At 71.2% G+C, this 26,799-nt stretch carries 23 protein-coding genes and 1 pseudogene; 14 read left to right on the top strand and 10 right to left on the bottom strand.

What is annotated here, in order from left to right:
- The gene (locus tag QP939_RS17245; protein ID WP_285457795.1) at window positions 1-957 is read left to right on the top strand and encodes a peptidoglycan recognition protein family protein; all 957 of its coding nucleotides are present in this window, start codon (window positions 1-3) and stop codon (window positions 955-957) included.
- A gap of 125 nt (window positions 958-1,082) precedes the next feature.
- Here QP939_RS17245 and QP939_RS17240 read toward each other — a convergent pair whose 3' ends face one another.
- Window positions 1,083-1,829, bottom strand: coding sequence for an alpha/beta fold hydrolase (locus QP939_RS17240; protein WP_285457793.1), 747 nt, complete (start codon window positions 1,827-1,829; stop codon window positions 1,083-1,085).
- A 67-nt stretch (window positions 1,830-1,896) separates the two neighbouring features.
- On the opposite strand from QP939_RS17240, the gene QP939_RS17235 reads away from it, so the two are divergent.
- Window positions 1,897-3,303 carry a M1 family metallopeptidase gene (locus QP939_RS17235; protein ID WP_285457792.1) on the top strand — a complete coding sequence of 469 codons (1,407 nt, stop codon included), beginning with the start codon at window positions 1,897-1,899 and terminating at the stop codon, window positions 3,301-3,303.
- On the opposite strand, the gene QP939_RS17230 is transcribed toward QP939_RS17235, so the two are convergent.
- On the bottom strand, window positions 3,289-4,674 hold the full coding sequence (locus tag QP939_RS17230; protein WP_285457790.1) for an AAA family ATPase: 1,386 nt from the start codon (window positions 4,672-4,674) through the stop codon (window positions 3,289-3,291). The genes QP939_RS17235 and QP939_RS17230 overlap by 15 nt on opposite strands.
- A gap of 50 nt (window positions 4,675-4,724) precedes the next feature.
- Here QP939_RS17230 and QP939_RS17225 point away from each other — a divergent pair, with 50 nt between their 5' ends.
- Both QP939_RS17225 and QP939_RS17220 read left to right on the top strand, forming a co-directional pair.
- Entirely contained in the window at window positions 4,725-5,036 is a 312-nt protein-coding gene (locus QP939_RS17225; protein WP_285457789.1) for an antibiotic biosynthesis monooxygenase family protein, read from the top strand.
- A complete protein-coding gene (locus QP939_RS17220; protein WP_285457788.1) occupies window positions 5,029-5,832 on the top strand; it encodes an SIR2 family NAD-dependent protein deacylase in 804 nt (267 codons plus the stop codon). Before QP939_RS17225 ends, QP939_RS17220 begins: the two co-directional genes overlap by 8 nt.
- Here the strand turns inward: QP939_RS17220 and QP939_RS17215 are convergent.
- Window positions 5,829-6,845: an endonuclease/exonuclease/phosphatase family protein gene (locus QP939_RS17215; RefSeq protein ID WP_285457786.1), complete on the bottom strand. Its 1,017-nt coding sequence runs from the start codon at window positions 6,843-6,845 to the stop codon at window positions 5,829-5,831. The two genes, QP939_RS17220 and QP939_RS17215, sit on opposite strands and share 4 nt — an antisense overlap.
- Window positions 6,846-6,949: 104 nt before the next feature.
- On the opposite strand from QP939_RS17215, the gene QP939_RS17210 reads away from it, so the two are divergent.
- Both QP939_RS17210 and QP939_RS17205 read left to right on the top strand, forming a co-directional pair.
- A complete protein-coding gene (locus tag QP939_RS17210; protein ID WP_285457785.1) occupies window positions 6,950-7,927 on the top strand; it encodes an ATP-binding cassette domain-containing protein in 978 nt (325 codons plus the stop codon).
- Window positions 7,924-8,730: an ABC transporter permease gene (locus tag QP939_RS17205; protein WP_285457784.1), complete on the top strand. Its 807-nt coding sequence runs from the start codon at window positions 7,924-7,926 to the stop codon at window positions 8,728-8,730. The genes QP939_RS17210 and QP939_RS17205 overlap by 4 nt, the downstream gene beginning before the upstream one ends.
- Before the next feature lie 92 nt (window positions 8,731-8,822).
- On the opposite strand, the gene QP939_RS17200 is transcribed toward QP939_RS17205, so the two are convergent.
- A complete protein-coding gene (locus tag QP939_RS17200; RefSeq protein ID WP_285457783.1) occupies window positions 8,823-11,981 on the bottom strand; it encodes an AfsR/SARP family transcriptional regulator in 3,159 nt (1,052 codons plus the stop codon).
- A 148-nt stretch (window positions 11,982-12,129) separates the two neighbouring features.
- Between QP939_RS17200 and QP939_RS17195 the strand changes: the two genes are divergently transcribed.
- The 3 genes from QP939_RS17195 (at window position 12,130) to QP939_RS17185 (ending at window position 14,674) form a co-directional block, all read left to right on the top strand.
- Window positions 12,130-13,563: a M1 family metallopeptidase gene (locus QP939_RS17195; protein ID WP_285457782.1), complete on the top strand. Its 1,434-nt coding sequence runs from the start codon at window positions 12,130-12,132 to the stop codon at window positions 13,561-13,563.
- 68 nt (window positions 13,564-13,631) lie between these two features.
- A complete protein-coding gene (gene pcp / locus QP939_RS17190; protein WP_285457781.1) occupies window positions 13,632-14,273 on the top strand; it encodes a pyroglutamyl-peptidase I in 642 nt (213 codons plus the stop codon).
- The gene (locus QP939_RS17185) at window positions 14,270-14,674 is read left to right on the top strand and encodes a hypothetical protein (protein ID WP_285457780.1); all 405 of its coding nucleotides are present in this window, start codon (window positions 14,270-14,272) and stop codon (window positions 14,672-14,674) included. The genes pcp and QP939_RS17185 overlap by 4 nt, the downstream gene beginning before the upstream one ends.
- Here QP939_RS17185 and QP939_RS17180 read toward each other — a convergent pair.
- Window positions 14,671-15,333: an Ig-like domain-containing protein gene (locus tag QP939_RS17180; protein WP_285457779.1), complete on the bottom strand. Its 663-nt coding sequence runs from the start codon at window positions 15,331-15,333 to the stop codon at window positions 14,671-14,673. The genes QP939_RS17185 and QP939_RS17180 overlap by 4 nt on opposite strands.
- 160 nt (window positions 15,334-15,493) lie before the next feature.
- Here QP939_RS17180 and QP939_RS17175 point away from each other — a divergent pair, with 160 nt between their 5' ends.
- From QP939_RS17175 to QP939_RS17165, 3 genes are read left to right on the top strand one after another with little or no spacing between them, the layout of a single operon-like run.
- A complete protein-coding gene (locus QP939_RS17175) occupies window positions 15,494-15,877 on the top strand; it encodes a hypothetical protein (protein ID WP_285457778.1) in 384 nt (127 codons plus the stop codon).
- Window position 15,878: 1 nt separating this feature from the next.
- Window positions 15,879-16,937, top strand: a complete 1,059-nt coding sequence (locus tag QP939_RS17170) for a hypothetical protein (protein WP_285457777.1) — start codon at window positions 15,879-15,881, stop codon at window positions 16,935-16,937.
- Window positions 16,930-17,394, top strand: coding sequence for a YbaB/EbfC family nucleoid-associated protein (locus QP939_RS17165; protein WP_285457776.1), 465 nt, complete (start codon window positions 16,930-16,932; stop codon window positions 17,392-17,394). Before QP939_RS17170 ends, QP939_RS17165 begins: the two co-directional genes overlap by 8 nt.
- A gap of 1 nt (window position 17,395) precedes the next feature.
- Here QP939_RS17165 and QP939_RS17160 read toward each other — a convergent pair whose 3' ends face one another.
- Together QP939_RS17160 and QP939_RS17155 are read right to left on the bottom strand one after the other, a co-directional pair.
- A complete protein-coding gene (locus QP939_RS17160; RefSeq protein WP_285457775.1) occupies window positions 17,396-19,093 on the bottom strand; it encodes an Hsp70 family protein in 1,698 nt (565 codons plus the stop codon).
- Between the two features lie 199 nt (window positions 19,094-19,292).
- Window positions 19,293-21,852, bottom strand: a pseudogene (locus QP939_RS17155) (ATP-dependent Clp protease ATP-binding subunit).
- Between the two features lie 341 nt (window positions 21,853-22,193).
- Here QP939_RS17155 and QP939_RS17150 point away from each other — a divergent pair.
- Window positions 22,194-22,982, top strand: coding sequence for a (2Fe-2S)-binding protein (locus QP939_RS17150; protein WP_285457774.1), 789 nt, complete (start codon window positions 22,194-22,196; stop codon window positions 22,980-22,982).
- A gap of 183 nt (window positions 22,983-23,165) precedes the next feature.
- On the opposite strand, the gene QP939_RS17145 is transcribed toward QP939_RS17150, so the two are convergent.
- On the bottom strand, window positions 23,166-23,717 hold the full coding sequence (locus QP939_RS17145) for a TIGR03086 family metal-binding protein (RefSeq protein ID WP_285457773.1): 552 nt from the start codon (window positions 23,715-23,717) through the stop codon (window positions 23,166-23,168).
- Window positions 23,718-23,751: 34 nt separating this feature from the next.
- Here QP939_RS17145 and QP939_RS17140 point away from each other — a divergent pair, with 34 nt between their 5' ends.
- Window positions 23,752-24,597, top strand: a complete 846-nt coding sequence (locus QP939_RS17140) for a helix-turn-helix domain-containing protein (protein ID WP_285459773.1) — start codon at window positions 23,752-23,754, stop codon at window positions 24,595-24,597.
- A 118-nt stretch (window positions 24,598-24,715) separates the two neighbouring features.
- Here the strand turns inward: QP939_RS17140 and QP939_RS17135 are convergent, their stop codons facing one another.
- Together QP939_RS17135 and lysS are read right to left on the bottom strand one after the other, a co-directional pair.
- On the bottom strand, window positions 24,716-25,066 hold the full coding sequence (locus QP939_RS17135; RefSeq protein ID WP_285457772.1) for a histone-like nucleoid-structuring protein Lsr2: 351 nt from the start codon (window positions 25,064-25,066) through the stop codon (window positions 24,716-24,718).
- 148 nt (window positions 25,067-25,214) lie between these two features.
- Window positions 25,215-26,726: a lysine--tRNA ligase gene (gene lysS, locus QP939_RS17130; protein WP_285457771.1), complete on the bottom strand. Its 1,512-nt coding sequence runs from the start codon at window positions 26,724-26,726 to the stop codon at window positions 25,215-25,217.
- Between the last annotated feature and the right edge of the window lie 73 nt (window positions 26,727-26,799).

Raw genomic sequence — 26,799 nt, 5'->3', positions numbered from 1 at the left:
ATGGTCACTGTTGACCGCCGGACCCTGCTCAAGGCGGGGGTGACCGCGACCGCGGCCGGCGCACTGGGGATGACGACCACGGGGACGGCCGCGGCGGCCGTGCCGACACCGACGATCCACTCGACGTCCGAGTGGGGCGCCCGCCCCGCCACCGGCACGATCGTGGTCGAAGACCACAAGCCGACCTACATCGTCGTGCACCACACGGTGGATCCCGGCAACAACACCGACTACTCGCTCGCCCACGCGTTCCAGATCTCGCGCGACATCCAGAACTTCCACATGGACACGCGCGGCTGGATCGACACCGGCCAGCAGTTCACGAACAGCCGCGGCGGCTTCATCACCGAAGGACGCCACCGCAGCCTGGAGATCCTGCGCGGCGGCACCCGGCACGTCCAGGGCGCCAACGTCGGCAACCACAACAGCGAGTGCATCGGCATCGAGAACGAAGGCCTGTACTCCACCGTCGACGTCACGCCGGCGCTGTGGGACTCGCTCGTCGGCCTGGTCGCCTACGTCGCGCACCAGTACTCGATCACGCCCGAGTTCATCAAGGGCCACCGCGACTTCAACTCGACCGAGTGCTGCGGCCAGGTGCTCTACGACCGGCTGCCGGAGCTGCGGACCGCGGTCGGCCGCGTCCTCGGCGTCTCGGTCGCGCGCACCGAAGCCGAGTGGCCGCTGCTGAAGCCGGGCGATACGGGCAAAAAGGTCCAGCTGGCGCAGCAGTTCCTCCGCGACGCCGGGTTCGGCGTCCCCACCGACGGCGTCTTCGGGAAGTCCACAAAGGACGCCGTGGCCGCGCTCTCGGCGCGGGCCGGGCTGGCGAAGGACACCTGCACGGCGGCCAAGGCGGCCGACGAAACCGGCTTCCTCGGCGCCGACGTCTGGCCGCTCATCGTGCCCTCGGACCGCTCCACGGCGGCCTGGCGAGCCGACCTCTCCCGCGCGTGACCCGGCGGCACTTTCACGTGAAAGTGCCGCCCCAGGTCCGAGCTTTCACGTGAAAGCTCCGGCAGGGCGGTCGGTGCGCCGTGCTCAACGGCGCGTGCGGTGCACCGTCCCCCCTGCCGGGCCCGTCAGCGGCCCAGCACCTGGCTGAGGAACGCCTCGACAGCGCCGCGGTAGGTCTCCGGGGCCTCGTCGTGGGGCAGGTGGGCCGAACCCGGGACCACCAGGTGCTTCGCGCCGGGGACCCGTTCGGCGACGAGCGCCTGCTGCCCCGGCGGCATCGCCGTGTGCTCGCCTTCGACCAGCAGCAGCGGGCAGCGGATGGCGTCCACAATGGACCAGTAGTCGCGGCGGCCCCACTCGGCGGCGATGACGTACAGGTCCTCGAGGTCGGCGACCAGGTGGAACCCGTCGTCGCGCTCCTCGACGCAGTCGGCGAAGTACTCGCCCGCGTCGCCGAAGAACGCGCGGACGTGGTCGAGCGAGGAAAATGGCACCGGCCAGCTCTCGAAGTACCCGCGCCACGTCTCGACGGTCCGGCCGCGCTGGTCCGGCGCGAAGTCTTCCGAGACGACCGCGCGCACCAGCTCCGGGTGCTTCGCGGCGGTCGACCACGCGTGCAGGCCGCCCATCGAATGGCCGATGAGCACCGCCGGGCCCGCGTCGAGCGTCCGGAGCGCGTCGGCGACGTCCTCGGTGAACCGCTCGGTGGTCCACGGGCCCACGCGGGGCGCGCTGCCGTGGCCGCGCGCGTCGAGGCCGTACACCGCGCCGTAGGGCCGGAGCCACTCCGCGACCCGCCACCACGTCCGTGCGCGGCCCATCAGGCCGTGGAGCAGCACGATCGGCACGCCGGTGCCGCCGAAACAGAGCACGCGGTCACCATAATGCCTGGTGCGGAACGTGACCGAGTGATCGCTTTCCATCACCTATGGTGGTCTCATGCGCCGCCGACTCGCCGCCCTCGCCGTCTGCGCCGCGGTGGTCCTCGCCGCGGCCTGCAGCGGTGACGCCGTCTCGGCGCCGCCACCGCCCCCGCCGATGCACCCGACGCCCGGCGCGTCCGGCGCCGGTGATCCGTATTACCCGGACGACGGCAACGGCGGCTACGACGCGCTCGGCTACCAGGTGGGCGTCACGTACGACCCGCCGAGCGGCCACCTCGACGGCGACACGACGGTCACCGCGAAGGCCACCCAGGACCTCAGCCGGTTCGACCTGGACCTGCGCGGGCTCGACGTGCGCAGCGTCGAAGTCGACGGCAAACCGGCGACGTTCACCCGCGAGAAGGCGTTCGAGCTGGTCGTCACCCCGGCGTCACCGATCCGCGCCGGGACGACGTTCCGCACGCGGGTGCGCTACGGCGGCGACCCGGCGAAGACCCCGCACGACGGCGGCAGCGAGAACGGCTGGCAGCACTCGGCCGACGGCGGCGCGTACATGGTCGGCGAGCCGCACTCGGCGGCGTTCTGGTTCCCGGTGAACGAGACCCCGCGCGACAAGGCGACGTTCACGCTGACCGCGCACGTCCCGGCCGGGTGGACGGTGATTTCGAACGGCCGCGAGGGCCCGCCGGGCACGTGGACCGAGCCGAACCCGGTGGCGAGCTACCTGACGACGATCGCGATCGGCAAGTTCAGTGTCGACAGGTCGACACTCCCGGACGGCACCCCGGTGGTCTCGGCGTACGCGCCGGGCGCGGAGGCCCGCCGCGCGACCGGCGGCAGGCTCCCCGAGGTCCTCGGCTTCCTGAGCGGCAAGTTCGGCCCGTACCCGCAGTCGGCGGCGGGCGGGATCTACCTGGACGAGGACATCCACTTCTCGCTGGAGACGCAGACGCGGCCGACGTACGCGAAGTGGGCGGAGCTGACGACGCTGGTGCACGAGAGCGCGCACCAGTGGTTCGGCGACTCGGTGTCGCTCGACAACTGGTCCGACATCTGCCTGAACGAGTGCTTCGCGTCGTACGCGCAGTGGCTCTGGGCCGAGCGCGAGGGCCAGAACCTCGACGACCGCTACCGCACGGCCATCGAAATCACCCACGCCAGCACGGACTTCTGGGCGCAGAAGCTGGTCGGCATGGGCCAGGGCCACGAGTTCGAGGGCGTGTACAACAAGGGAATCCTGGCCATGCACGCGCTGCGCCGCGAGATGGGCGACCCGGCGTTCGACCGCCTGCTGCACGAGTGGCCGTCGCGGTATCGCCACGGCAACGCGACGTGGGCCGACTTCGAGGCGATGGCGGCGCAGGTCAGCGGGAAGGACCTGCGGAAGTTCTTCGACGCGTGGTTCCGCGGCACGACACTGCCCGCGGACACCGACCTCTACCCCGGCTCACTGCGCAGCTGAGCTGCCCAGCAACGAACGGGTCAACGCACTCCGCGCATCCTGCATCTCCCGCAACGCCGTCGCCAGCTCCTCATCGCCCACCACGATCTCCTCGTCCGGCCGAAGCGCCAGCGACCGCAACGACGCCCGCCGCAGCAACTCCTTCACGAACGATGCCGTCACGCCCTCCGTCGCCGCCACGATCGGGGCCAGGTCCGCCGTCAGCTTCAACCCCCGCGCGTACAGGTGCAGCAGCGCTTCCCGGCCCGCCGCGTCCGGGAGCGGGATCTCGACCGCCAAGTCCACCCGGCCCGGGCGGTCCGCCAGCGCCTTCTCCAGCTCGCTCGCCCGGTTCGTGGTGAGCAGGAACGTCACGTCCGCGTCGCCGCCCACGCCGTCCATCGCGTCCAGCAGCGTGAACAACAACGGGTGCGCTCCCGGGCCGTAACTGCGGTCCTGGGCGATCAGGTCGACGTCCTCCACCACGACCACGCTCGGCTGCAGCCGCCGGGCGAGCTCGGCCGCCTTCGCCACGAACCGCATCGCCATGCCCGTCAGGATGATCACCGTGTTCTGCGGCATGCGGCCCATCAGGTAGCGGACCGTGTGCGTCTTGCCCGTGCCCGGCGGGCCGTGCAGCAGCAAGCCTCGCTTGAGGTGCTGCCCCGCCGCCAGCAGCCGCTCGCCGTGCTCCGCGATGCCCACCGTGTGGCGCTCGATCGCCTCCAGCACGCCGTCCGGCAGCACCACCTCCTCGCCACCCAGCGTGGGCCGCGGCAGGAACGTCAGCAGGTCGTTGCCGCGGTTCTCGCTCGTCCCGAAGGCCAGCACCTGCCCGCGCAGCACGTCGTGCTCGGCCATCAGCCGCTCGACGCGGTCGCGGACCTCCGTCGCCGTCGCCCGCGACGTCGCCAGCACCTCCAGGCGGCACTCCAGCTGCCCCCACTGCGGGTTCGCGCCGCGGATCGCCAGCAGCACCGGCTCGCCACCCGGCGCGCTCGTGCCGACGAGCCCGAGCTGCACCGCCTCCGTCGCGTCGTCCGGGCCGATCGCCGTCGTCGTGAAGTCCACCGAGCCCAGCTCGAACGTGCCCTGCTTGCGCGCGGTCACGAGCATCCCGATCAGGTCCTCGTGGCTGCGCTGGCCGCCCGCGATGCCGAACCAGCCGACGCTCGTGCCGTGCTCGGCGAGGTAGGCGTCGACGCCGCGCTGGATGTTCGCGTGCTCCCACATCGGCCAGCTGCGGGTCACGACCATCACCCCCGGCAACGGCCCCAAGTGCGCGGTCACCCGGTCGATCAGCTCGTTGGCCGGGCTCCCCGCGACTGCGTCTGCGGTCGCCCGGAAAATCCGCTGCAGATCGGCCGCCAGCTCCTCTTCCCTGGTCCCCATGTGATCCACAGTGGCACGGATCACAGCGCGCGGCCAACTAGGCTGGAGCCATGAGTGTCGTGAAGATCAACGCGATCGAGGTACCCGAAGGCGCCGGGCCCGAGCTGGAGAAGCGGTTCGCGGCGCGGATGCACGCCGTCGACCAGCAGCCGGGCTTCCTCGGCTTCGAGCTGCTGCGCCCGGTCTCCGGCGAGACGCGCTACTTCGTCTACACGAAGTGGGAGACCGAGGAGCACTACAAGGCGTGGGCCACGGGCGGCCCGGCCGCGGCGGCGCACTCCGGCGAGCGCGCCAAGCCCGTGTCGACCGGAGCGAACCTGCTGGAGTTCGAGGTCGTCCTCGGCTCGAAGCCGGGTGAGTGACGCCCTCGACCGGGCCGCGGAGCTGCTCGACGGCGCCGGCGCGCTGCTGATCTGCGCCGGCGCCGGAATGGGCGTCGACTCCGGGCTGCCGGACTTCCGCGGCGGCGAAGGGTTCTGGCGCGCGTACCCGCCGTACGCGCGGCTCGGGCTGCGGTTCGAGGAGCTCGCCGACCCGCGCCACTTCGCCGACGACCCCGAGCTGGCCTGGGGTTTCTACGGCCACCGGCTCGACCTGTACCGGAAAACCGTGCCGCACGACGGCTTCCGGCTGCTGCTTTCCTTCGGGTCGCGGCTGCCCGGCGGCGTCCGCGTGTTCACGTCCAATGTGGACGGCCAGTTCCAGGCCGCGGGCTTCGAGCACGTCGCCGAGGCGCACGGCTCGATCCACCACCTGCAGTGCCTGGACCGCTGTTCCGATGACATCCGGCCCGCCGACGTCGATGTCGAGATCGACCCCGAAACCATGCGCGCGGTACCGCCGCTGCCGTCGTGCCCGCGGTGCGGCGGGCTCGCGCGGCCCAACATCCTGATGTTCGGGGACTACGACTGGGTCCCGGACCGCAGCCAGGCCCAGCTCGACGAGCTGACGGCGTGGCGCCGGACGGCGCGCGACCTCGTCGTGGTGGAACTGGGCGCGGGCCGAGCGGTCCCGACGGTCCGCCGCTACAGCGAACTGGCGAGCGCGGCGACCGGCGCGTTGATCCGGATCAACCCGCGCGAACCGGAGATCCGCCACAACCGCGGCGTCTCGATCCCGGCCGGCGCGCTGGAGACGTTGACCGCGCTGCTGGCCTAAGGCAGGCGCACTTCGGCGAACACCGCCCGGTGGTCGCTGCCCGCGACGTCGAACACGCGGTAGTCCAGCACCGCCGCGCGGTTGTCCACCACCACGTGGTCGATCGTCACCACTGGCGACGACGACGGCCACGTCGGCGTCAGCCCCGAGCCGTGCTCCTCCGCCGCGTCGTTGTAGCCGCGCGAGAGCACCGTCCGGAACGCCGCGTGGTCCAGCGTCGCGTTGAAGTCGCCCGCCAGGATGCGCAGGCCGTGCTCGCCCGCTGCCCGCGAGAGGTCCTTCATCTCGCGCTCCCACAACGGCGTGTCGACGTCCGGGGAAATCGGGTGCACCGCCACGATCTCCGCCACCACGCCGTCGCCCAGGTCGGCCTGCGCGCCCGGCTGCTTGGCCGCCGAGTCGCCGGTCAGGTTGACCTCCGTCAGGGGGAAGCGCGACACGATCCCCGAGCCGAACGCACCCGGCGCCGGGTGCAGCACCCGGTGCGGCAGCAGCTGGAACAGCCCGGCCGCGGTCAGGCCGTCGACCGCGCGGGGCGTCAGCTCGACGAGGTTCAGCACGTCGATCCGCTGCGAACGCACCAGGTCGACGACGGCTTTCGGGTCGGCCTGGCCGTAGAGCAGGTTCGACGCGAGCACGCGCAGTGTCTTGCCGTGCACATCGCGTTGGTCACTCGCCGACAGCCGCGGGAGCACCAGCACCGCCAGCGCGACCGCCAGCACCAGCGCGAGCCCGCCGACCCACCAGCGCCGCAGCGCCAGCGCCAGGACGGCGAGCAGCAGGCCCGCGGCCGCCGCGTACGGCGTGAGCGACAGCGCGACGAGCGTGTACCAGCCGCCGTCGAAGCCGACCAGGCGCAGGGCGGCCAGCACCGCCAGAGGCACCACCGGCACCACCAGCAGGGCCGTGACCAGCGGGTTCTTCCGCCGCGACCGCGTCTCTTCCGCAACCACCATGCTGCCGAGTATGCCGAGACCGCCGCCGGACGGCCCGGCTGCCGACAACTCCTCCACAAGATCTCCACCAGCGGCTGCCAGCCCGTGCCAGCGCGCTGTGCGTGAGCTGCCAGCGCGGCCGTCCACAGTGTCACTCGAAGCGACAGCGAAGGAGGACGCCCATGTCGCACGCGATCCAGGCCGAGGGCCTGGTCAAACACTTCGGGGACACCAAGGCGCTGGACGGGGTGGACCTCGAGGTCCCGTTCGGCCAGGTGGTCGGCGTGCTCGGCCCGAACGGCGCGGGCAAGACGACCGCCGTCCGGATCCTGGCGACCCTGATGAAACCCGACGCCGGCAGAGCCACGGTCGGCGGCTACGACGTCGTCGCCGACCCCGTGCGGGTCCGCAGCCTGATCGGGCTGACCGGGCAGTACGCCTCGGTCGACGAGGACCTCAACGGGATCGAGAACCTCGTCCTCATCGGACGGTTGTACGGCTACCCGCGGGCCCACGCCAAGGCCCGGGCCGCCGAGCTGATCGAGCGGTTCGAGCTGACCGGCGCGGCCAAACGGCCGATCCGGACGTACTCCGGCGGCATGCGGCGACGGCTCGACCTGGCCGCCAGCCTCGTCGGCGGCCCCGAGGTGCTCTACCTCGACGAGCCGACCACCGGGCTCGACCCGCACGCCCGCAACGAGGTCTGGGACGTCGTCCGCGGCCTCGTCGCCGAGGGCGCGACCGTGCTGCTGACCACGCAGTACCTGGAGGAGGCCGACCAGCTGGCCGACAAGATCACCGTGTTCGACCACGGCCGCGTCGTCGCCGACGGCCGGGCCGACGAGCTCAAGCGCCGCGTCGGCGGGCAGACGCTGCAGGTGCGGCCGACGCGACTGTCCGACATGGACGCCGTGCACCGGATCCTCGGCGACCTCTCGGGTGTCGTACCGACCCGCGACAACGCGAGCGGACTGCTGACCGCGCCCGTCGACGACCCGGTGCTGCTGTCCACTTTGGTCCGCAAGCTCGACGAAGCCGGGATCACCGCGGACGAGCTGGCGCTGCGGCTGCCCAGCCTCGACGAGGTGTTCCTCGCCCTCACCGGGCACAAAGCCGAAGAGTCCACTGAGGACAAGACCCTCGAAGGGAGCCTGGCATGACGACGCTGGCCCTCGACCGCCCGGCCCCGCCGCGGCACATCAGCCCGGCCAAGGGCGTCCAGCACGCGCTTTCGCTGGCCTGGCGCGGCATCCTGAAGATCCGCAAGAACCCCGAACAGCTCGCCGACGTCACGTTGATGCCGATCGTCTTCCTGGTCATCTTCGTCTACCTGTTCGGCGGCGCACTGTCCGGCTCGACCGACGCCTACCTGCAGATGGTCGTGCCCGGCATCATCGTGATGAACATCCTGCAGGCGTGCCTGACCGTCGGCGTGCAGCTCAACACCGACGTCACCAAGGGCGTGTTCGACCGGTTCCGCAGCATGCCGATCGCCCGCTCGGCCCCGCTGATCGGCGCGGTGCTCGCCGACGTCGTGCGGTACGTCGTGTGCCTGGCGGTGCTGATGGTCGTCGCGACGCTGATGGGCTACCGGATCGCGACCAGCCCCGGTGAGTTCGCCGTGGCCATCCTGCTCGCCCTGGCGTTCGGGCTGAGCTTCTGCTGGGGCTCGGTGTTCGTCGGCATGCTGATGAAGACGCCGGGCTCGGCGCAGGCACTGATGTTCGTCTTCATCATGCCGCTGACCTTCGGCAGCAACGTGTTCGTCCAGACGTCCACGATGCCGGGCTGGCTGCGGGCGTGGGCGGACATCAGCCCGGTCAGCCTGATGGCGAACGCGTTGCGCGGCCTGATGAACGGCGGCGCCGTCGCCGGTCCGCTGGCCGGGGCGCTGGCCTGGATGGCGGGCGCCGTGGTCGTGTTCTTCCCGCTGGCCACCTGGGCATACCGCCGGCGGGTCTGATGGGGGACGGCGCGGACGCACGGGGGTGACCCGCGCCAACCGGTCGTGAGCGTTCAGGGCGGTTAGAACCGCCCTAAACACTCACGACCGGGTCAGGACACCTCGGCCAGGACTCGGGCCAGGGTGTCCTTTTTGGACATCGCACGGCAGCGCTCGTACAGCCCGTCGTAGTCGGGGACGTGCTCGCGCAGCGTCTCGATGAGCGCTCGGACCTCGGGGCTGCCGCGGTCCAAGCGGCCGCGGATGACGGCCGACGCCGCGAGGACCTCGGCCGCCGTTTCGTACCGGCCCTGACTCGCGCGGATCATCGCCAGGAGCTCCACCGCCCCGGCCATGTCCGGCATGTCGCCGCGGCGGCTCGTCGCCTCGATCGAGGCCGCGACGTGCGGTTCTGCCTCGTCGGCGCGGTTCTCGGCCAGCAGGATCCGCGCCTCGAAGGCGTGGATGAACTCGTCGCCGATCCCGCCGGGGAACCAGTCGTCGCCGCCCATCGCGGTGACGCGGTTCAGCAGCGCCCGCGCCTCGGCCAGCTCGCCCGTGCGCAGCAGCAGCTCGAGCCGCCCGAACATCAGGATCGCGCGGTGCTGCAGGTTCGTGATGCCTTCGCCGTAGCGCTCGGCGGCCTCCTGGTCGCGCCACGCCCCTTCGAAGTCGCCGGTGCGCGCCCGCTCGACGGCCAGCCGCCACCAGTGCTGCACGGCGTCCTCGTGCGAGCGCAGCTCCATCGACAGCGCCAGGCCCTCTTGGTAGATCTCGATGGCCTTCGCGCTTTCGCCGTCCTGGGACAGCGCGTACGCCTGGAAGCTCAACGTCATCGCGATGCCCCAGCGGTCCCCGGCCTCGGCGAACCCGGCGTGGGCCAGGTCCCGCGCGCGGTCCGCGCCCTCGACGTCGCCCGCGTCGTCGAGCAGGAAGCTCTCCACCCAGTGGCCGCCCGCGCGGGTCCAAACGTCCGGGCTCGACTGGGCCCGGTGGACCTCACGGACGGCGATTTCCCGGTCACCGCCGAGGAAAGCCAGCATCGGCAGCGCCACCGCGAGGCCGGGGTAGCGGTCCACCGCCTTCGTGTCCACGCACTCGTCGACCAGCCGGAGGATCTCGGCCTGGTCGGACCGCACCGGGATCGCGTCCATGAGGTAGACGAGCGCCCGGTAGGCCGCCGCGACCGGGCGCGGCAGCCGGTCGCCGAACTCGAGCGTCTCCCGGATCAGGCCGCCGGCCCAGCCGCCCTGGCCGAGGATGGTGAGGTACCAGATCATCCCGTCCAGCAACGCGACCGCGTTGTCCACATCGGACATCGCGATCGCGCCGCGCAGGGCCGCGATCATGTTCGGGCTCTCGGCCTCGTACTGGTCGATCGCCCGCAGCTGGTCGCCGGTGCGCAGCGTCGGCTCCAGCCGCTGGGCGAGCTCGGCGTAGTACGTCGCCATCGCGCGGCGCGTCCGGTCCTGCTCACCCGACTCCACGAGCCGCTCGGTCGCGTACGCGCGCAGCGTCTCCAGCATCCGGTACCGCGGCTCGCCCCCGGCATCCAGCGTGTCCACTATGGACTTCTCGACCAGGCTGCCCAGCACGTAGGGGATGTCCGCGGCGGGCAGCAGCTCGTCCGCGCAGACCGCCTCCACCGGGCCCAGTTCGGTGCCGCCGGTGAAGACGGCGAGCCGCCGCGCCAGCACCAGCTCGGGCTCGGTCAGCAGGTCCCAGCTCCACTCGACGACCGCGCGCAGCGTCCGCTGCCGCGGCAACGCCGTGCGGCTGCCCGAGGTGAGCAGCCGGAACCGGTCGCCGAGCCGCCCGGCGATCTGGGCGACGGTCATCGACCGCAGCCGTGCCGCGGCCAGCTCCAGTGCCAGCGGCATGCCGTCGAGGCGGCGGCAGATCTCGCCGACGTGGTCCACAGTGGACTCGTCGAGGACGAAGTCGGGGCGAACCGCGGCCGCCCGGTCGAGGAACAACCGCGTCGAGTCGAGCTCGGCGGCTTCGGCGGGCGCGGCGCGTTCGGCGGGCACCGGCAGCGGCCCGAGCGGGCAGAGCGCCTCGCCGGTGATGGCCAGCGGCTCGCGGCTGGTGGCCAGGATCCGCAGCCGCGGCGCCCGCTGCAGCAGCTCGTCGGCCAGCCGGGCGGCGGCGTCGACGACGTGCTCGCAGTTGTCCAGCACCAGCAGCGCTTCCGCGCCGCCGAGCACCTCGACGGCCAGTTCCACGGGCTCCGGCTGGCGGCGGTGGACCTCGGTCTCCGTGCGGATCTCGCGGACTTCCAGCGCACCGAGCAGCGCGCCCGGGACGTCGTCGGGGTCGCGGACGCCGGCCAGTGCGACGAACCAGACGCGGCCCTGCTGGTGCGCCGGGTGCCGCGACGCGGCTTCGGTGGCCAGCCGGGTCTTGCCCGCCCCGCCCGGCCCGGTCAGCGTGACCAGCCGGGCGCCACCGAGCAACTCGGCCAGCAGCTTGAGCTCGTCGTCGCGGCCGACGAACGTCGTCAGCCGGGTCGGCAGCCGGTCGGCCACCGGCGACGGCGGCGCGAACTCCCCGCGCAGCGCGGCGAGGTGGATCTCCTGCAGCTCGGCCGACGGGTCGACGCCGAGCTGATCGGCCAGCGTGCGGCGCAGCGCGGTGTAGACCGCCAGCGCCTCGGACTGCCGCCCGGCCGCGCACAGCGCGCGGATCCGCAGGCCGGCGAGCCGTTCGCGCAACGGGTCGGCGTCGGCCGCCGCGGCCAGGTCGGCCAGCACGCTCGCGTGCTCACCCAGCCGGATCAGCGCCTCGAACCGGTCTTCGGCCGCCTCGGCGCGCAGGTCGGCGAGCCGCCGCGCGGGCGCCGGGGCGAACGGCGCGTCGAGGACGTCGGCGAGCGCGTCGCCCTGCCACAGCGCGAGCGCCTCGGTGAGCAGCTCGGCGGCGTGGGTGTCGCGGCCCGCGGCCAGCTCGCGACGGGCTTCGGCGGCGAGCCGTTCGAACCGCTCGACGTCGACGTCCCCGGCCGCCACCGCGAGCCGGTAGCCGCCCGGGCCGGACTCGACCGCCACCGGCAGCGCTTTCCGCAGCCGCGAGACCAGCGACTGCAGGGCGTTGGCCGCGTCGGACGGCGGTTCGCCGCCCCAGAGCCCGTCGACGAGCGCGTCGGCCGGGACCGCCCGCCCGGCGTCCAGCGCCAGCCTGGCCAAGAGCATGCGAAGGCGGGCACCGCCGATGTCGATCGGCGTGCCGTCGTCCTCGGTCGCCCGCAGGGGCCCCAGCAGCGCGATGCGCATGCGTCCAGCTTTCCAGACGACCCGATCGGGCCGGGGCGGGCCGACGGAAGTGCTGATTATCCGGACATACCCGACGATCTTCGGTGACGCACGCAGTGGCGGCGATACGTTGCCGAACGAGGTCGAACCGACACGGACAGGAGCGTTCATGAGGGGACAGAAACCAGCCGTGGTCGCGGCCGCGGTGGTCGCCGCCCTGTGCCTGGGCACCGGCGTCGCCGCGGCGGGCGACGGCTGGGGCGCGCCGAAACCCGGCAGCGACGGCGCCGGGGACAGCTACTACCCGCAGGACGGCAACGGCGGCTACGACGTCGCCGACTACAACCTGAAGGTGACCTACGACCCCGCGTCGCACCAGCTCACCGGCGTCCAGGACATCACGGCGCGGGCGACGCAGGCGCTCAGCTCGTTCGACCTGGACCTGCACGGCCTGACCGTCGACTCGGTCACCGTCGCGGGTCGCGCCGCGAAGTTCGCCCGGACCGGTGACCACGAGCTCGTCATCACGCCGTCGCGGCCGCTGCGGCGCGGCGAGCGGTTCGCCGTCAAGATCGGCTACCACGGTGTCCCGGCGCCGATCGAGGACCCGGCGCTCGGTGCCAACGGCTGGCAGTTCGCGAAGGCGGGTGGCGCGTTCGTCGCGGGCGAGCCGAAGTCGGCGACCACCTGGTACCCGGTCAACGACACCCCGCTCGACAAGGCCACGTTCCACCTCGCGATCACCGTCCCCGACGAGTGGGGCGTGATCGCGAACGGCCGCGAGAAGCCGTCGGTCAAAGCCCCGGGCGGCACCACGCACGTCTGGGCCGAAGAGACGCCGATCGTGCCGTACATGACGACGGTCGCGATCGACAAGTGGACCTTCGACCGCACGACGCGGGCCGACGGCACCCCGGTCGTCAGCGCGTTCGCCCCCGGCGTCCCCGACTCGACGAAGCAGGCCGAAGCACGGCTGCCGGAGATCCTCGACTTCCTCGAGTCGAAGTTCGGCCCGTACCCCATCGACGCGGCGGGCGGCATCTTCCTCAACGAGGAGATCGGCTTCTCGCTGGAGACGATGAGCCGCCCGATCTACTCCGCGGGCTGGGCGGGCGACGTCCCGACGATCGTCCACGAGAACGCCCACCAGTGGTACGGCGACTCGGTGGCCGTGTCGCATTGGCGGGACGTCTGCCTGAACGAGTGCTTCGCGTCGTACGCGACGTGGCTCTGGGACGAGGCCAAGGAAGGCGTCGACCTGAACAAGCAGTACGCGGACGACGTCAAGAAGGCGTCGGCGACGTTCTGGAACGGCAAGCTCTACGACATGGGCGCGGGCCGCGAGTTCACCTACGTGTACTCGAAGGGCCCGATGATGCTGCACGCGCTGCGCAACTACATCGGTGAGCAGGCGTTTTCCCGGGTGCTGAAGACCTGGCCGTCACTGCACCGCGACGGGAACGCGAGCGTGCCGGAGTTCCAGCGGTACACCGAGGTCGTCGCGCACAAGGATCTGAAGGGGTTCTTCGACGCGTGGGTGTACGGCACCGGCAAGCCCGCCGACCAGTACCTCTTCCCGGGCGGCCTCAAGCCCGCCGCCTGAAGTCCGTGAATGCCCCATCGAGGGCCTTAGAGTCTCTCGAAGGGGCATTCACGGCTTTCGGAGGTGGCATGGCCAGGGTGTTGATGACCGGGTTCGCGCCGTTCGGCGGCGAGTCCGTCAACCCGTCGTGGCAGGCGGTTTCGGTGGTCGGGGCACGCCGGGACGACGTCGCGGCGGTCGAGCTGCCGTGCGAGTTCGCGGCGTCGCTGCCCGCGTTGCGGCGCGCGGTGGAGGAGCACCGGCCGTCGCTGGTGGTGTGCGTCGGCCAAGCGGGCGGGCGGGCCGACGTGACGCCGGAGCGGGTCGCGATCAACCTCGTCGACGCCCGCATCCCGGACAACGCGGGCGCGCAGCCGATCGACGTCCCGGTGGTCCCGGACGGCCCGGCCGCGTACTTCACGACGTTGCCGGTGAAGGCCTGCGTCGCGGCGATCCGGGCCGCGGGCGTGCCGTCGTCGGTGTCCCACACCGCCGGGACGTACGTGTGCAACCAGGTCTTCTACGGCCTGATGCACTTGCTGGCCACGGAGTTCCCCGGCGTGCGCGGCGGTTTCGTGCACGTGCCGTTCAGCCCCGAGCAGGTCGCGGCGTCCGGCAAGGCCGCGCCTTCGCTGGGCGTCGACCGGATCGCCGACGCGCTCGAAGCATTGGCGGACACGGCTTTGACGGCCACCGGCGACCTGGCGGTCAGCGCGGGCGCGGAGCATTGACCACCCCGAGAGCCGAGCCGCGAGCCCTCGGCGCGGTGGGGTCGATCGCCGCGCTCACCGGCGCCGCGACGGGCGCCTTCTGGGTCGCGATGTCCGGCCGCTACGACCGGTTGTGCGCCCCGGACGCCGAACTCTGCGTCCTCGGTCAGGCGTTCCTCGGCCTGGTGGTGCTGGTCGCGACCATCGCCGGGACGTCGCTGCTCACGCTGCTCTTCCTGAGCACGACTCGGCTGCGGCCGAAGCCGCCGATCGCGCTGGCCGCGTCGCTGGCGCCGCTCGTGCTCCTGGTCCCCTACAACCTCACCGGGGCACTCGGCGCGTACCGGATCGCCTTGCTGGCCGCGGTTTCCGCGGCTCTGCAGGTCGGCGTCGCCTGGGCCGCCCGGACCGGCGTCCGCTAGCCGCCGCGGCCGGTCAGCTCCACGAACGCCGCCGGGCCCGGGACGTTGTGGTGGACCGTCAGGTCCGCGACCCGGTCACCCGTCCACGACGGCGTGAAGCGGACCACCAGCGTGCACCGCCTGCCCGGCGCGATGTCCTGGCCGAGGCACGCGTGCGCGTCCACCGCGAAGTCCGCGCTGTCCAGCTCGATCCCGCTGACCCGCAGCACGCTCGCCCCGACGCTGCGGACCGCCACCGCGCAGGTCGTCGTCGTGCGCACCGGCGTCGTGCCGCACGCGACCGACTCCGGGACGATCACCTTCGGTTCCGCGGCCGCGTCCGGCACCACCGGGAACGTCGCCGGCTTGCCGCGCACCAGGTCCAGCACGGTCACCCCGGTCACCGTCAGCACCAGCGCGCCCGCGGCCAGCAGCACGATCGCGATCGCCTTGATGCCGCGCGCGGCGCCGTCCTTGGCGGTGAACCCGCCCGCCGCCAGCACGGTGACCACCAGCGTCGAAACCAGCGTCGCCGTCGGGCCGGCGCCGATCGCCGACGGCACCAGCGTGCCGAGCAGGGACGCCGCGACCGTGACGGCGAACCCGGTCCAGGAAAAGCGTTTCGCCTCGCGCAGCTGCCTCCGCACGGTCGGCGGCCGCGGCTTCGTGGTGGTGCTCATGCAGGTAAGAGCGCCGAGGGTCGCGCGCACGGACGACATTCCCCCGTTCGGCGGTACGGCGACGCGTCCGTGATCTGAGGCACACCACCGGCAAACCTCCCTTTCGGGCGAACGAACGGTGTTTACATGTCCGGAACGCAGCCCCCAGAAGAGGTGAGTGATGATCGGATTCGAGACCGACCTGCAGGACCTGCGGGACTCGGCCGGAGCCCTGCAGGAGGCGGCCGACGCCGCGGAAGCCGCGTCGAACGGGTTGCGCGGCACCGACGTTCCCCTCACTTCCGACGGCGGCGGCGGGTTCTTCGGCGGAATCGGCGCGATGCTCCCCGCGGACAACGCTTTCGGCCGCACGCTGGGCATGCCGGTCGTCGCCGCGGCCTACAACGACCACCTGGCGAAGATCCAGAAGCTGGTCGCCCAGTTGCACCAGACCACGGCCGACACGAGCCACGCGCTCATGCGCGTCGCCGAGCTGTACGAAAAGGCCGACGAGGACTCGAAGCAGCGCGTCAACCGCGCGGCCGCCGGGCTGGAGGGGAACTGACGTGGACGGCTACTTCGACTCCGGGCTCGACGCCCAGCCGATGTCCTCGGGCGACGACCGCCGCGCCGAGCTGCTCGAAGGCGTCTCCGAGGACCTGAAGGAGGGTGCGACCGACGCGCTCGACGCCCTCGAGATCCTCAAGTACACCGACTGGATCTTCGGCATCGGCCCCGACGAAGGCGGCTTCGCGAAGATGCAGGACGACATCGCGGCGATCTACCGCGAGTTCTCCGACGCCGACATCGACCACGAGTCGACGTCCGGCCTGCAGAACCTGATCATGAAGCACGACGCCGTCTGGAAGGCGCTGCAGCGCGACTCGAAGCCGAAGCTCGACGACGCCCGGCAGTTCCTCGACGTCTGGCGCGGCTCCGCGGCCAACGCCGTCAAGGCCTACCTGAACGAGCTCGCGGACGCCTTCACCGAGGTCGAAACCAAGATCACGGTGCTGGAGAGCGACCTCGTCGCGGCGCGCGAGGCCGTCGCGTCGGCCCGGCAGGACCTGAACAACCTCGGCTCGACCTTCAAGAAGACGGCCGAGGACTACCAGAAGTCGCAGGAGCGCAAGCGCGAAGCGGCGTTCTCGAAGGTGCTCGCGGCGACGTTCGCGGGCGCGGTCACCGGGCTGCTCACCGTGGCCACCGCGGGCGCGGGCGCAGCGGCGGGCGCGACGATCTTCACCGCGGCCAACGGCGCGCTCATCGCGGGCAACGCCGCCGGCGGCGCGATCACCGCCGTGGTGGCCAACCAGGCGGAGATCGAGGGCGACAACGGGTTCGACCTGTACCAGAGCTTCCTCGACAACGCGGGCAAGATCCGCGACGCCGCCGCCGACGCGGCGCAGACGCTGGCGAACCGCATCGGCGACGAAGCCGTCGACCTGCCGAAGATCCCCGACGCGCCGGACGTCAGCCCCGGCTCGAGCTTCGACCCGGACAACTTCGAAACCGACAACACGTCACGGCAGACCGAGAAGAACGTCCGCGACGCGAACGTCGACATCGCCCCGGACGGCGAAGTGTCCAGCGGCGCGTCCCACCTGGGGCGGCTGGATGGCTGACGCCCCGGACCGCGAAGCCCTCCTGGCCGAGCTGGCCGCGCTGTCGGCGACGGCGACGTCCGCCGACGGCGCGGTGTCGCTGGCGGTCAACACCGACGGCGTCATGACGCGGCTGCGGCTCTCCGACGCCGTCTCGCGGATGTCGCCCGCCGAGATCGCGGACGCCGTGCTGCGGACGTACATCGAGGCGCAGCGGGAGTCGGCGAAGCGGACCGGGCAGCTGCTGGCGCCGCTGGGCACCGGCGGTTACCTGATGGACCGGCTGCGCTGGCGGGTCCAGTTCGAGCCCACGCCCCTGCCCGTCGTTCCTTCCGCTTCGCCGACTCCGCGTGCGGAACCGGACGGCAAGGTCCTGAAGGACCGGTCGGAAGACGCGCCGGCCGCACCGCCGCCGTCCGGGCCCGTGCCCGACGACGACTGGTACGGCAAGGGCATGCGATTCGAACAGGCCTGGTGACTCAGGCCGGTTTGACCTCGCGGGTGAAGCCGGCGATCAGCTCCTCGAGGCGGCTGGGCTCGTCCGTGACGTAGATCGCGGCCACCCGGCGCTCTTCCACGCCGAAGAGCAGGATCGACGATTTCTCGCCGGCCCCGGCGGCGTACTCGCCGTGCAGCCCGCCGCCGTCCCAGGTGCCGCGGCCGACGGCGCCGTCGTCGGGCGGCAGCTTCGCGTTCACCTCGAAGTCCTTGGTGGTCAAGCCCTGGTAGTAGGTGACACGGCCGCCCGTGACGTCGCAGCCGACCACGACCTGGGCGCCCAGCAGCTGGGCGAGGTGGTCGTCTTCCTTGCAGGTGCCCCGGTCCGGGACGGACCCGGCCAGTGCGCGCAGGCACGGGGTGAACCCGGCCCGGTCGCGCTGGGCCGTCTGCGTGCAGTCCGCCGCCGCCTGCGCGGCCTGGCCGCGGATGACGAACACGACGACGGTGGCCACGACCGCGGCGACCAGGAGCACGGCGAGCGCGAGGAACCAGCGCTTGGGTTTCCGGCGCGGTTCCGGCGGAGGCGGCGGGTACCGCGGGACCTGCTGCCACGGCTGCGGCCGCGGCGGCGTCGCTGGTGGGCGAACCGGCGCGAAGGCGGGCACGGTGAGGTCGCCGCTGGTGCCCAGTGGGACGTGGTGCAGTCCGAACGCGACGGCCGTCTCAGGCTGGTCCTGCGTGGTCGGGGTGACGCCGAGCTGGCGGCCGAGGAGCGTCGCCAGCAGCGGCATCCGGCTCGGCCCGCCGACGAGGTAGACGCCGGCGAGCTGCCCGGGGGCCAGCCCGGCCCGGCGGATGGTCGCGCCGAGCAGCTCGGCGCTGCGCAGCAGGCTCGGCCGCACGAGGGCCTCGAGCTCGTCGCGGCTGACGAGGACGTCGCCGAACGGCTCGGGCATCGGCACGTGGGTCTGGGGGTGCCGCGAGAGGCTTTCCTTGGCGTCGCGGACGTCCTGCAGCAGTGCGCGGCGGGTGCGGCGGTCGGCGGTGGACTGCGGGCGCAGAAGACGTTGCCACTGCGCCGGATCGGCGTGCGAGACCTCGCGGCCGATGTGCACGAGCAAGGCCTGGTCGATGTCGAGGCTGCCGAGATCGGGCAGCCCGTCCTCGGCGAGCACGGCGAAACCTTGGCGGGTCACCCCGACGACGGCGCAGTCGAAGGTGCCGGCCCCGAGGTCGTAGACACCGATCGGCCGGGCATCCCGGTTCCCGAGACTGACATAGTGCGCGGCGGCGGCCACGGGCTCCGGAATGAGCCGGACATCCCCGAACCCGGCTTTCGCGGCGGCGGTCCGCAGAACGTCCTGCCGGTCGGCGCCCCACCCGGCGGGGTGCGAGATCCGCGTCTGCGCGGGCGGACGGCCGAGCTGCCGTTCGGCCTCCTCACCCATCCGGCGCAGGATGGCGGCGAAGGCGTCGGTGATCTCGACATCGGTGTCACCGAGCCGGATGCGGCCTTCATCGATGCGCCGCTTGGGATTGGGTTCGAAGCGGCTGGGATCGAGCCGCGCCCGACGTTCGGCATCCTGGCCGACGACGAGCAGGCCGTCATCGTTGACGAAGACGGCGGAGGACATGGTGACGGAGCCGTCGACCTCGATGGCACGTGGACCGCGGCCGAAGGCGGAGAGCACCCCGACCGTGCTGGAAGTCCCGAAGTCGATCGCCAGCACGTCCACGCGGATCCCCCTCCCAAGCCCGCGGGCATCGTCTCACGCGCCCCAATGTGGCCTTGGTTGCGTCCCACGCACCGAAGGCGGCCTTGGTTGCGTCTGACGCACCGAAGGCCACATTGGGGCGCTCGGGCGCTCGGGTCCGGACAGCGAGAAGGGCGGCTCCCGCTCGGGGAACCGCCCTGCTCACGTGCTACTCAGCCGTTCACTCGCCTTCGGCTTCGCCGCCCTGCTCCTCGTGACCGGCGCCGATGCTGACCGGCGGGGCGTCCGGGACCGACGACGGCTTGCGCTCACCGCGGAAGGTGAACCGGGCCTGGTCGTCCTTGTCCTCGGGGTTGCCGCTCCAGCCCTCGACGTCGACCAGGATGATCTGGCCGGGCTCGACCTCGCCGAAGAGGATCTTCTCCGACAGCTGGTCCTCGATCTCGCGCTGGATCGTGCGGCGCAGCGGCCGCGCGCCCAGCACGGGGTCGAAGCCGCGCTTGGCCAGCAGGGCCTTCGCCTTCGCCGTGAGCCTCCAGCTCCATGTCCTTGGCCTTGAGCTGCGTCTCGACCCGGCCGATCATCAGGTCGACCATCTGGATGATCTGTTCCTGCGTCAGCTGGTGGAACACGATGATGTCATCGATCCGGTTCAGGAACTCCGGGCGGAAATGCTTCTTCATTTCCTCGTTGACCTTCTGCTTCATCTTCTCGTACCGGGTGCCGGTGTCGTTGGACCCGGCGAACCCGAGCGAGACGGACTTCGAGATGTCCGACGTGCCCAGGTTGGACGTGAAGATGAGGACCGTGTTCTTGAAGTCGACCGTGCGGCCCTGACCGTCGGTCAGGCGGCCGTCCTCCAGCACCTGCAGGAGCGTGTTGTAGATCTCCTGGTGCGCCTTCTCGATCTCGTCGAACAGCACCACCGAGAACGGCTTGCGCCGCACCTTCTCGGTCAGCTGCCCGCCCTCTTCGTAGCCGACGTAGCCCGGAGGGGCACCGAAGAGCCGCGAAGCGGTGTAGCGGTCGTGGAACTCACCCATGTCGATCTGGATGAGCGCGTCGTCCTCGCCGAACAGGAACGAGGCCAGCGCCTTCGACAGCTCGGTCTTACCGACACCGGACGGGCCGGCGAAGATGAACGAGCCCGACGGGCGCTTCGGGTCCTTCAGGCCGGCACGCGTACGGCGGATCGCCTGCGAGACGGCCTTGACCGCGTCCTCCTGGCCGATGATGCGCTTGTGGAGCTCGTCCTCCATGCGCAGCAGCCGGGTGGTCTCCTCCTCGGTCAGCTTGAACACCGGGATGCCGGTCCAGTTGGCCAGCACCTCCGCGATCTGCTCGTCGTCGACCTCGGCGACGACGTCGAGGTCGCCGTCCTTCCACTGCTTCTCCCGCTCGCCCTTCTGGCCGAGGAGCGTCTTCTCCTCGTCGCGCAGGCGGGCGGCCCGCTCGAAGTCCTGCGCGTCGATCGCGGACTCCTTGTCGCGGCGGACGTTCGCGATCTTCTCGTCGAACTCGCGCAGGTCCGGCGGCGCGGTCATCCGGCGGATGCGCATCCGGGCGCCGGCCTCGTCGATCAGGTCGATCGCCTTGTCCGGGAGGAACCGGTCGTTGATGTACCGGTCCGCCAGGGTCGCGGCGGCGACCAGCGCCGAGTCGGTGATCGAGACGCGGTGGTGCGCCTCGTACCGGTCGCGCAGGCCCTTGAGGATCTCGATCGTGTGCTCCAGCGACGGCTCGCCGACCTGGATCGGCTGGAACCGGCGCTCGAGGGCGGCGTCCTTCTCGATGTACTTGCGGTACTCCTCGAGCGTGGTCGCGCCGATCGTCTGCAGCTCACCGCGGGCGAGCATCGGCTTCAGGATCGAAGCCGCGTCGATCGCGCCCTCGGCGGCACCCGCCCCGACCAGCGTGTGCAGCTCGTCGATGAACAGGATGATGTCGCCGCGGGTCTTGATCTCCTTGAGCACCTTCTTCAGGCGCTCTTCGAAGTCACCGCGGTAGCGGGAGCCGGCGACCAGGGAGCCAAGGTCCAGCGTGTAGAGCTGCTTGTCCTTGAGCGTCTCGGGCACCTCGCCCTTGACGATGCTCTGCGCGAGGCCCTCGACGACGGCGGTCTTGCCGACGCCCGGCTCGCCGATGAGCACCGGGTTGTTCTTGGTCCGGCGGGACAGCACCTGCATGACCCGCTCGATCTCCTTGCCGCGCCCGATGACCGGGTCGAGCTTGCCCTCGCGGGCGAGCACGGTCATGTTGCGGCCGAACTGGTCCAGCACCAGCGACGACGACGGGGTGCCCTCACCACGGCCGCCGGAACCGGTTTCGGTGGACTCCTTGCCCTGGTAGCCCGAGAGCAGCTGGAGCACCTGCTGCCGGACGCGGTTCAGGTCCGCACCGAGCTTGACCAGCACCTGCGCGGCGACGCCCTCGCCCTCGCGGATCAGGCCCAGCAGGATGTGCTCGGTGCCGATGTAGTTGTGGCCGAGCTGCAGCGCTTCGCGCAGCGACAGCTCAAGCACCTTCTTCGCCCGCGGCGTGAACGGGATGTGCCCGCTCGGCGCCTGCTGGCCCTGGCCGATGATCTCTTCGACCTGCTGGCGCACGCCCTCCAGGGCGATGCCCAGCGACTCCAGCGCCTTGGCGGCGACACCCTCACCCTCGTGGATCAGACCCAGGAGGATGTGCTCGGTGCCGATGTAGTTGTGGTTGAGCATCCTGGCCTCTTCTTGAGCCAGGACGACCACCCGCCTCGCGCGGTCGGTGAACCTCTCAAACATGTGCACTCCCTCGACTGCTGCGCCGGCGGCCCGTTTCCATCGTGCTTTCACCCGCGATGGATTCAGCACCGTGAGACCACTCTAGTAGCCAAGTCGTCGCGCTGGCGTACCACTACGGCTGTCGGCGGTCTTTTCCGCACCCGGACGTGGGGTCTGCCGGGTGCTCCCATCATCAGGTTGCCCTGCACCTTTACGTCAAGCCCAACGTGCGGACGGCCATCCGGATTCCGCCATCCGCGCGGTGTCCGCTCACCGCGAACAGTCCGCAACCTGGGAGTGCCGCCCTGGACCGCCACCCGATCGGCGGAATCGCTAAGGTAAGCCAAACCTAAGGAGGAACGGTGAGGCAGAGCACGCGAGAGCTTGACGACGGCCTGGCGTCGTCACTCGGGCGGCGTGCGCTGCGACGGGACGTCCCGGCGGGCTGGATCCGCTGCTCGGAGCTGCTGGCGAAGCCCGGGTACTTCACGGAGTGGCACGGCCTGCTCGGCGAGTGGCTGCGGCGCGAGCACCAGGAAGCACCCGGCCGGACGACGGCGAGCTACGTCCTGAGCTGGTATTTGCACGTCCCGGCGTACGTCGGAGCGTTGCTGCTCCACCACGAGCGGCGGGTGCCGTCGTTGAGGCCGGAGGAGCTGGCGTTCGGCCTGGCCGACGACCAGCCCCACCCGGACGGGATGGCGGTGCTCGGCGAGGCGTTCCACTGCCTCCCGACGGACCCGGGGTCGGCCCGCCCGGAGGCGACGGTGGTGCGCGACGAGCGGGCCTTGGCGGCGGTGCTGCGGGCCAGGTACCTCGCCCACGTGACCCGGTTCGTCCAGGCGTACGCGCAGGTCAGCAGGCTGGGCCGCCGAACGCTCTGGGCCGCGGCGACCGACGCGCTGGAGAACTCGCTGTGGTGGGCGGGCCGCCAGGGCGGAACCCCGGAGGCCGAGGGGGCGGGCGTCGCCGACGCGGCCCTGGTGCTCGACGCCCGGTACCCGCCGCTGACGTCGGCATCGACGTTGCGCCTGGCCGAGGGGCGGGAGTGGACGCGGCGGCGGCAGAGCTGCTGCTTCTCGTACCTGCTCCCGAGCGAGTCCGAGTGCGACGGCTGCCCGCGCACCTGTACCCCGCGGTCCGGCCCCTGACCAGCGGCAAAGTCGCGTGGCCCGGGCGTGCTGAAGGGGACGTTCGTCTCATCTGATGCGGTGAAGGGTCCTTTCCTCGCATCTGATGCGAGGAAAGGACCCTTCAGCTCGGCCGACCGGCCCCCCTCGCCAGGGCTCAGCCGCCCAAGCTGTCCACATCTCGGCCGACCTGTGGACAACCGCTCAAGGCATCCAGGCCGGGTCGCGCCCCGAAGCCCCCAACGCCCGCTCCAGCGGCGACGCGTCCACAGCCACCTCGACAGCGGGCCCGTAGACCCCCATCGCCCGCGCCTGCTCACCCATCACCACAGCGGGCTCGAACACCGCCACCGCGGCCTCCGGAGCGCACCGCAGCGACTGGCCGCTCGCCCGCGCCAGGTCCCACCCGTGCAGGACGAACTCGCCCAGCACCATGTCCCCGACCACCGACACGGGCAGCTCCGCCGTGCCCAGGAACGTCGTCCCCGACCCTGGCGCCGAAAAGACCTCCACGAGCGTCTCCGTCTGCTTCTCCAGCGCCCCACGCCAGTCGTCCGCGACCAGCGAACCCGAAGCCGGAGCGGGCGGCTCCTCCCGGCGTCCCGCGGCGATCAGCCACGGCCCCCAGTACAGGAGGTGGTGCAGCAGCCCACGGACGTCGAACCCGGCGCACGGCGTGGCGGCGGACAGGTCGCGCACCCCGTGGGTGACCCGGAGGAATTCGGCCGCGGCGGGCCGCAGGAGCGAGGCAGTCATGCCCGGATCCAACCCGCCCGCCCGCCGGGCCGTCTTGGACGAACGCGACAGCTACCGTTGGCTCGTGCACCGGATCCCGCGCGGCATCGTGGCCGAAGCCACCGCACGCGAGATGTTCACCCTGACCAGGCACCCGCCCGCGCCCGAGCTGGCGGAGCTCGTCGAATACCACTGGATCCTGCGCTGGGACCGGCGCGGCCTGCCGCCCCACGAACAACGCGTGCTGCCGAACCTCTCGGTGCACGCCGCGTTCTTCGACGGCGCCTCCGGGGTCCACGGCCCCGGCCGCGACGTCTTTTCCCACCGGCTCGAAGGCCGCGTGCAGGGCCTCGGCGTGCGTTTCCGGCCCGGCTGCTTCCGGGCGTTCCTCGACGGCCCGGTGCGTGACATCGCCGATCGAGCTGTCCCGCTCACGGACGTTTTCGGGCCGGCCGCGATCGACGCCGCGGAATCGGTGCGGACCGCGGCCGACGACGCGCAAATGGTTCGTGCGATCGACAACTTGCTGATCGCAAATCCGGTCACCCTCTCGCCGTCGGCCCGGCAGGCGGCGGAAGCCGTGGAATCAATCGCGCGGGACCCGGGAATTACCCGGGTGGCGCACCTGTGCGCGGATACTGGACTGACCACCCGGTCGCTGCAGCGGCTGTTCGCCGAACACGTCGGCTGCCCACCCAAGTGGGCGATCCGGATATACCGCCTCAACGACGCCGCTCAGCGGATCACCGAAGGCGCGCCGGATTACGCCGGTCTGGCGGTTCGACTGGGCTATAGCGACCAGTCGCACTTCATCCGCGATTTCCGGACCGTGACCGGTCAGTCGCCCGGCGAGTACGCGCGCGCCGACCGGGCGCGAAGACCGGACAAGGATCGGACATGAAGAAAGGCCGCCGGGCGAATTCGCCCGGCGGCCTCACCGCAAACCCCGCGTCTTCAGTCCGTCCGCCCGCCGATCAGCGCTGGTCAGCGACCCGCGAATACGCGCGCGACGACGAACCTCAGTTCTTCTTGTGGTACGCCTCGACCACCTCGGACGGGATCCGGCCCCGGTCCGAAACCGCGTAACCGTTCTTGCGCGCCCACGCCCGAATGGCCTGGTTCTGCTCGCGGTCCACCGCGGCGGGCCGCGCCGAGCCCTTACCCGCTACCGGGCGCACCGAAGCGCGCTTGCGCCCACCCGCACGACGAGCGTGCTCGACATACTGAGCGAGCGCGTCACGCAGCTCCTCGGCGTTTTCCGAGGAGAGGTCGATCTGGTAGCTGACGCCGTCCAAACCGAACTCGACGGTCTCTTCCGCCTCACTGCCGTCCAGGTCGTCGACCAGCGAGACGAGCACCTTCTGTGCCATCTGTTTCCTCCTGCGGGGCTTGCGCAATGATCTGGGGTTACGGGGCGAGCCCCGGGACAGAAGTCTTTGTCCAGAACATTAGTACCCGCTTCCGGAAGCGAGCGCAAATCTCATTGGGATAACCGGCGGCTATCCTCACACGGCCGGGTTATTCGGGACGCACCAGCGGGAAGAGGATCGTCTCCCGGATACCGAGACCGGTCAGCGCCATGAGGAGCCGGTCGATCCCCATTCCGACGCCGCCGCTCGGCGGCATTCCGTACTCCAGGGCCCGCAGGAAATCCTCGTCGAGGCGCATGGCTTCGCTATCGCCCTGCGCCGCCAGCCGGGACTGTTCGGTGAGCCGTTCCCGTTCGACGACCGGATCGACCAGCTCCGAGTAACCGGTGGCCAGTTCGAATCCGCGCACGTAGAGGTCCCACTTCTCGGCCACGCCGGCCCGCGAGCGGTGCTGCCGCGTCAATGGCGAGGTCTCCAGCGGAAAATCACGGACAAACGTCGGTGCGTGCAGGTGATCTCCGACGAGGTGTTCCCACAGTTCCTCGACGAGCTTCCCGTGCCCGAGCTTCGGATCCACTTCCAGGCCCCTGGCCTGCGCGAATCCGTGCAGTTTGGCGGCGGGCGTCTCCGGCGTCACCTCTTCGCCGAGTGAATCGGACAACGACTCGTACATTCCGAGTGTGGTCCATTCGCCGGACAGGTCGTACTCCGAACCGTCGGGCAGGGTGACGACCAAAGTGTCCAGCACCGTCTGCGCGGCCTCCTGGATCAGCTCCCGCGTCATCACGGCATTCGTGTCGTACGTGGCGTACGCCTCGTAGTACTCGAGCATCGCGAACTCCGGCGAGTGCGAAGAGTCGCTGCCTTCGTTGCGGAAGTTGCGGTTGATCTCGAAAACCTTCTCGATGCCGCCGACGACGCAGCGCTTGAGGTACAGCTCCGGCGCGATCCGCAGGAACAGCTCCAGGTCGAAGGCGTTCGAATGCGTGACGAACGGGCGCGCCGCGGCGCCGCCGTGCAGCGTCTGCAGCATCGGCGTCTCGACCTCGGTGAACCCGCGCCGGTGGAACGACTCCCGCAGCGACCGGACGACGCCGGCGCGCGTGCGCACGACGTCCCGCGCGCGCGGGCGCAGGATGAGGTCGACGTAGCGCTGGCGGATCCGCGTCTCCTCGGCCAGCTCCTTGTGGGCGACCGGCAGCGGGCGCAGCGCCTTCGACGTGATGCGCCAGGCGTCGGCCATCACGGAGAGCTCGCCGCGCTTGGAGGTGATGACCTCACCCTGCACGAAGACGTGGTCGCCGAGGTCGACGTCGGACTTCCACGCCGCCAGCGCGTCTTCGCCGACCTTCGCCAGGCTGATCATGGCCTGCAGCTCGGTGCCGTCGCCCTCGCGGAGGCTCGCGAAGCACAGCTTGCCCGTGTTGCGCAGGAACATCACCCGGCCGGTGACGCCGACCGTTTCGCCGGTGGCGGTGTCGGCGGGCAGCCCTTCGTGCGCCGCCCGCACTTCGGCGAGCGAGTGCGTCCGCGGTACCTCGACCGGGTAGGGATCGATGCCCTCGGCGAGGATCCGGTCGCGCTTCTCCCGGCGCACCCGCATCTGCTCGGGCAGTTCGTCTTCGGCGGGCTCGCTGGTGGAAGCGGGGTTTTCGGTCATGGCCATAGGGTACGAACCCGGCCGAACGCTACGCCAACCGGATTACCTTTCCTTTCTCTCCATTAACCTGGAC

Origin of the sequence: Amycolatopsis nalaikhensis (assembly GCF_030264295.1) — a bacterium.
GTDB lineage: Bacteria > Actinomycetota > Actinomycetes > Mycobacteriales > Pseudonocardiaceae > Amycolatopsis > Amycolatopsis nalaikhensis.
This window is presented reverse-complemented; position numbering and strand designations above follow the sequence as displayed.

Coding starts and splice junctions, on each gene's coding strand:
- QP939_RS17245 (WP_285457795.1), top strand. CDS start 1: ATGGTCACTGTTGACCGCCGGACCCTGCTCAAGGCGGGGGTGACCGCG.
- QP939_RS17235 (WP_285457792.1), top strand. CDS start 1,897: ATGCGCCGCCGACTCGCCGCCCTCGCCGTCTGCGCCGCGGTGGTCCTC.
- QP939_RS17230 (WP_285457790.1), bottom strand. CDS start 4,674: ATGGGGACCAGGGAAGAGGAGCTGGCGGCCGATCTGCAGCGGATTTTC.
- QP939_RS17225 (WP_285457789.1), top strand. CDS start 4,725: ATGAGTGTCGTGAAGATCAACGCGATCGAGGTACCCGAAGGCGCCGGG.
- QP939_RS17210 (WP_285457785.1), top strand. CDS start 6,950: ATGTCGCACGCGATCCAGGCCGAGGGCCTGGTCAAACACTTCGGGGAC.
- QP939_RS17205 (WP_285457784.1), top strand. CDS start 7,924: ATGACGACGCTGGCCCTCGACCGCCCGGCCCCGCCGCGGCACATCAGC.
- QP939_RS17200 (WP_285457783.1), bottom strand. CDS start 11,981: ATGCGCATCGCGCTGCTGGGGCCCCTGCGGGCGACCGAGGACGACGGC.
- QP939_RS17195 (WP_285457782.1), top strand. CDS start 12,130: ATGAGGGGACAGAAACCAGCCGTGGTCGCGGCCGCGGTGGTCGCCGCC.
- pcp (WP_285457781.1), top strand. CDS start 13,632: ATGGCCAGGGTGTTGATGACCGGGTTCGCGCCGTTCGGCGGCGAGTCC.
- QP939_RS17180 (WP_285457779.1), bottom strand. CDS start 15,333: ATGAGCACCACCACGAAGCCGCGGCCGCCGACCGTGCGGAGGCAGCTG.
- QP939_RS17175 (WP_285457778.1), top strand. CDS start 15,494: ATGATCGGATTCGAGACCGACCTGCAGGACCTGCGGGACTCGGCCGGA.
- QP939_RS17165 (WP_285457776.1), top strand. CDS start 16,930: ATGGCTGACGCCCCGGACCGCGAAGCCCTCCTGGCCGAGCTGGCCGCG.
- QP939_RS17145 (WP_285457773.1), bottom strand. CDS start 23,717: ATGACTGCCTCGCTCCTGCGGCCCGCCGCGGCCGAATTCCTCCGGGTC.
- QP939_RS17135 (WP_285457772.1), bottom strand. CDS start 25,066: ATGGCACAGAAGGTGCTCGTCTCGCTGGTCGACGACCTGGACGGCAGT.
- lysS (WP_285457771.1), bottom strand. CDS start 26,726: ATGACCGAAAACCCCGCTTCCACCAGCGAGCCCGCCGAAGACGAACTG.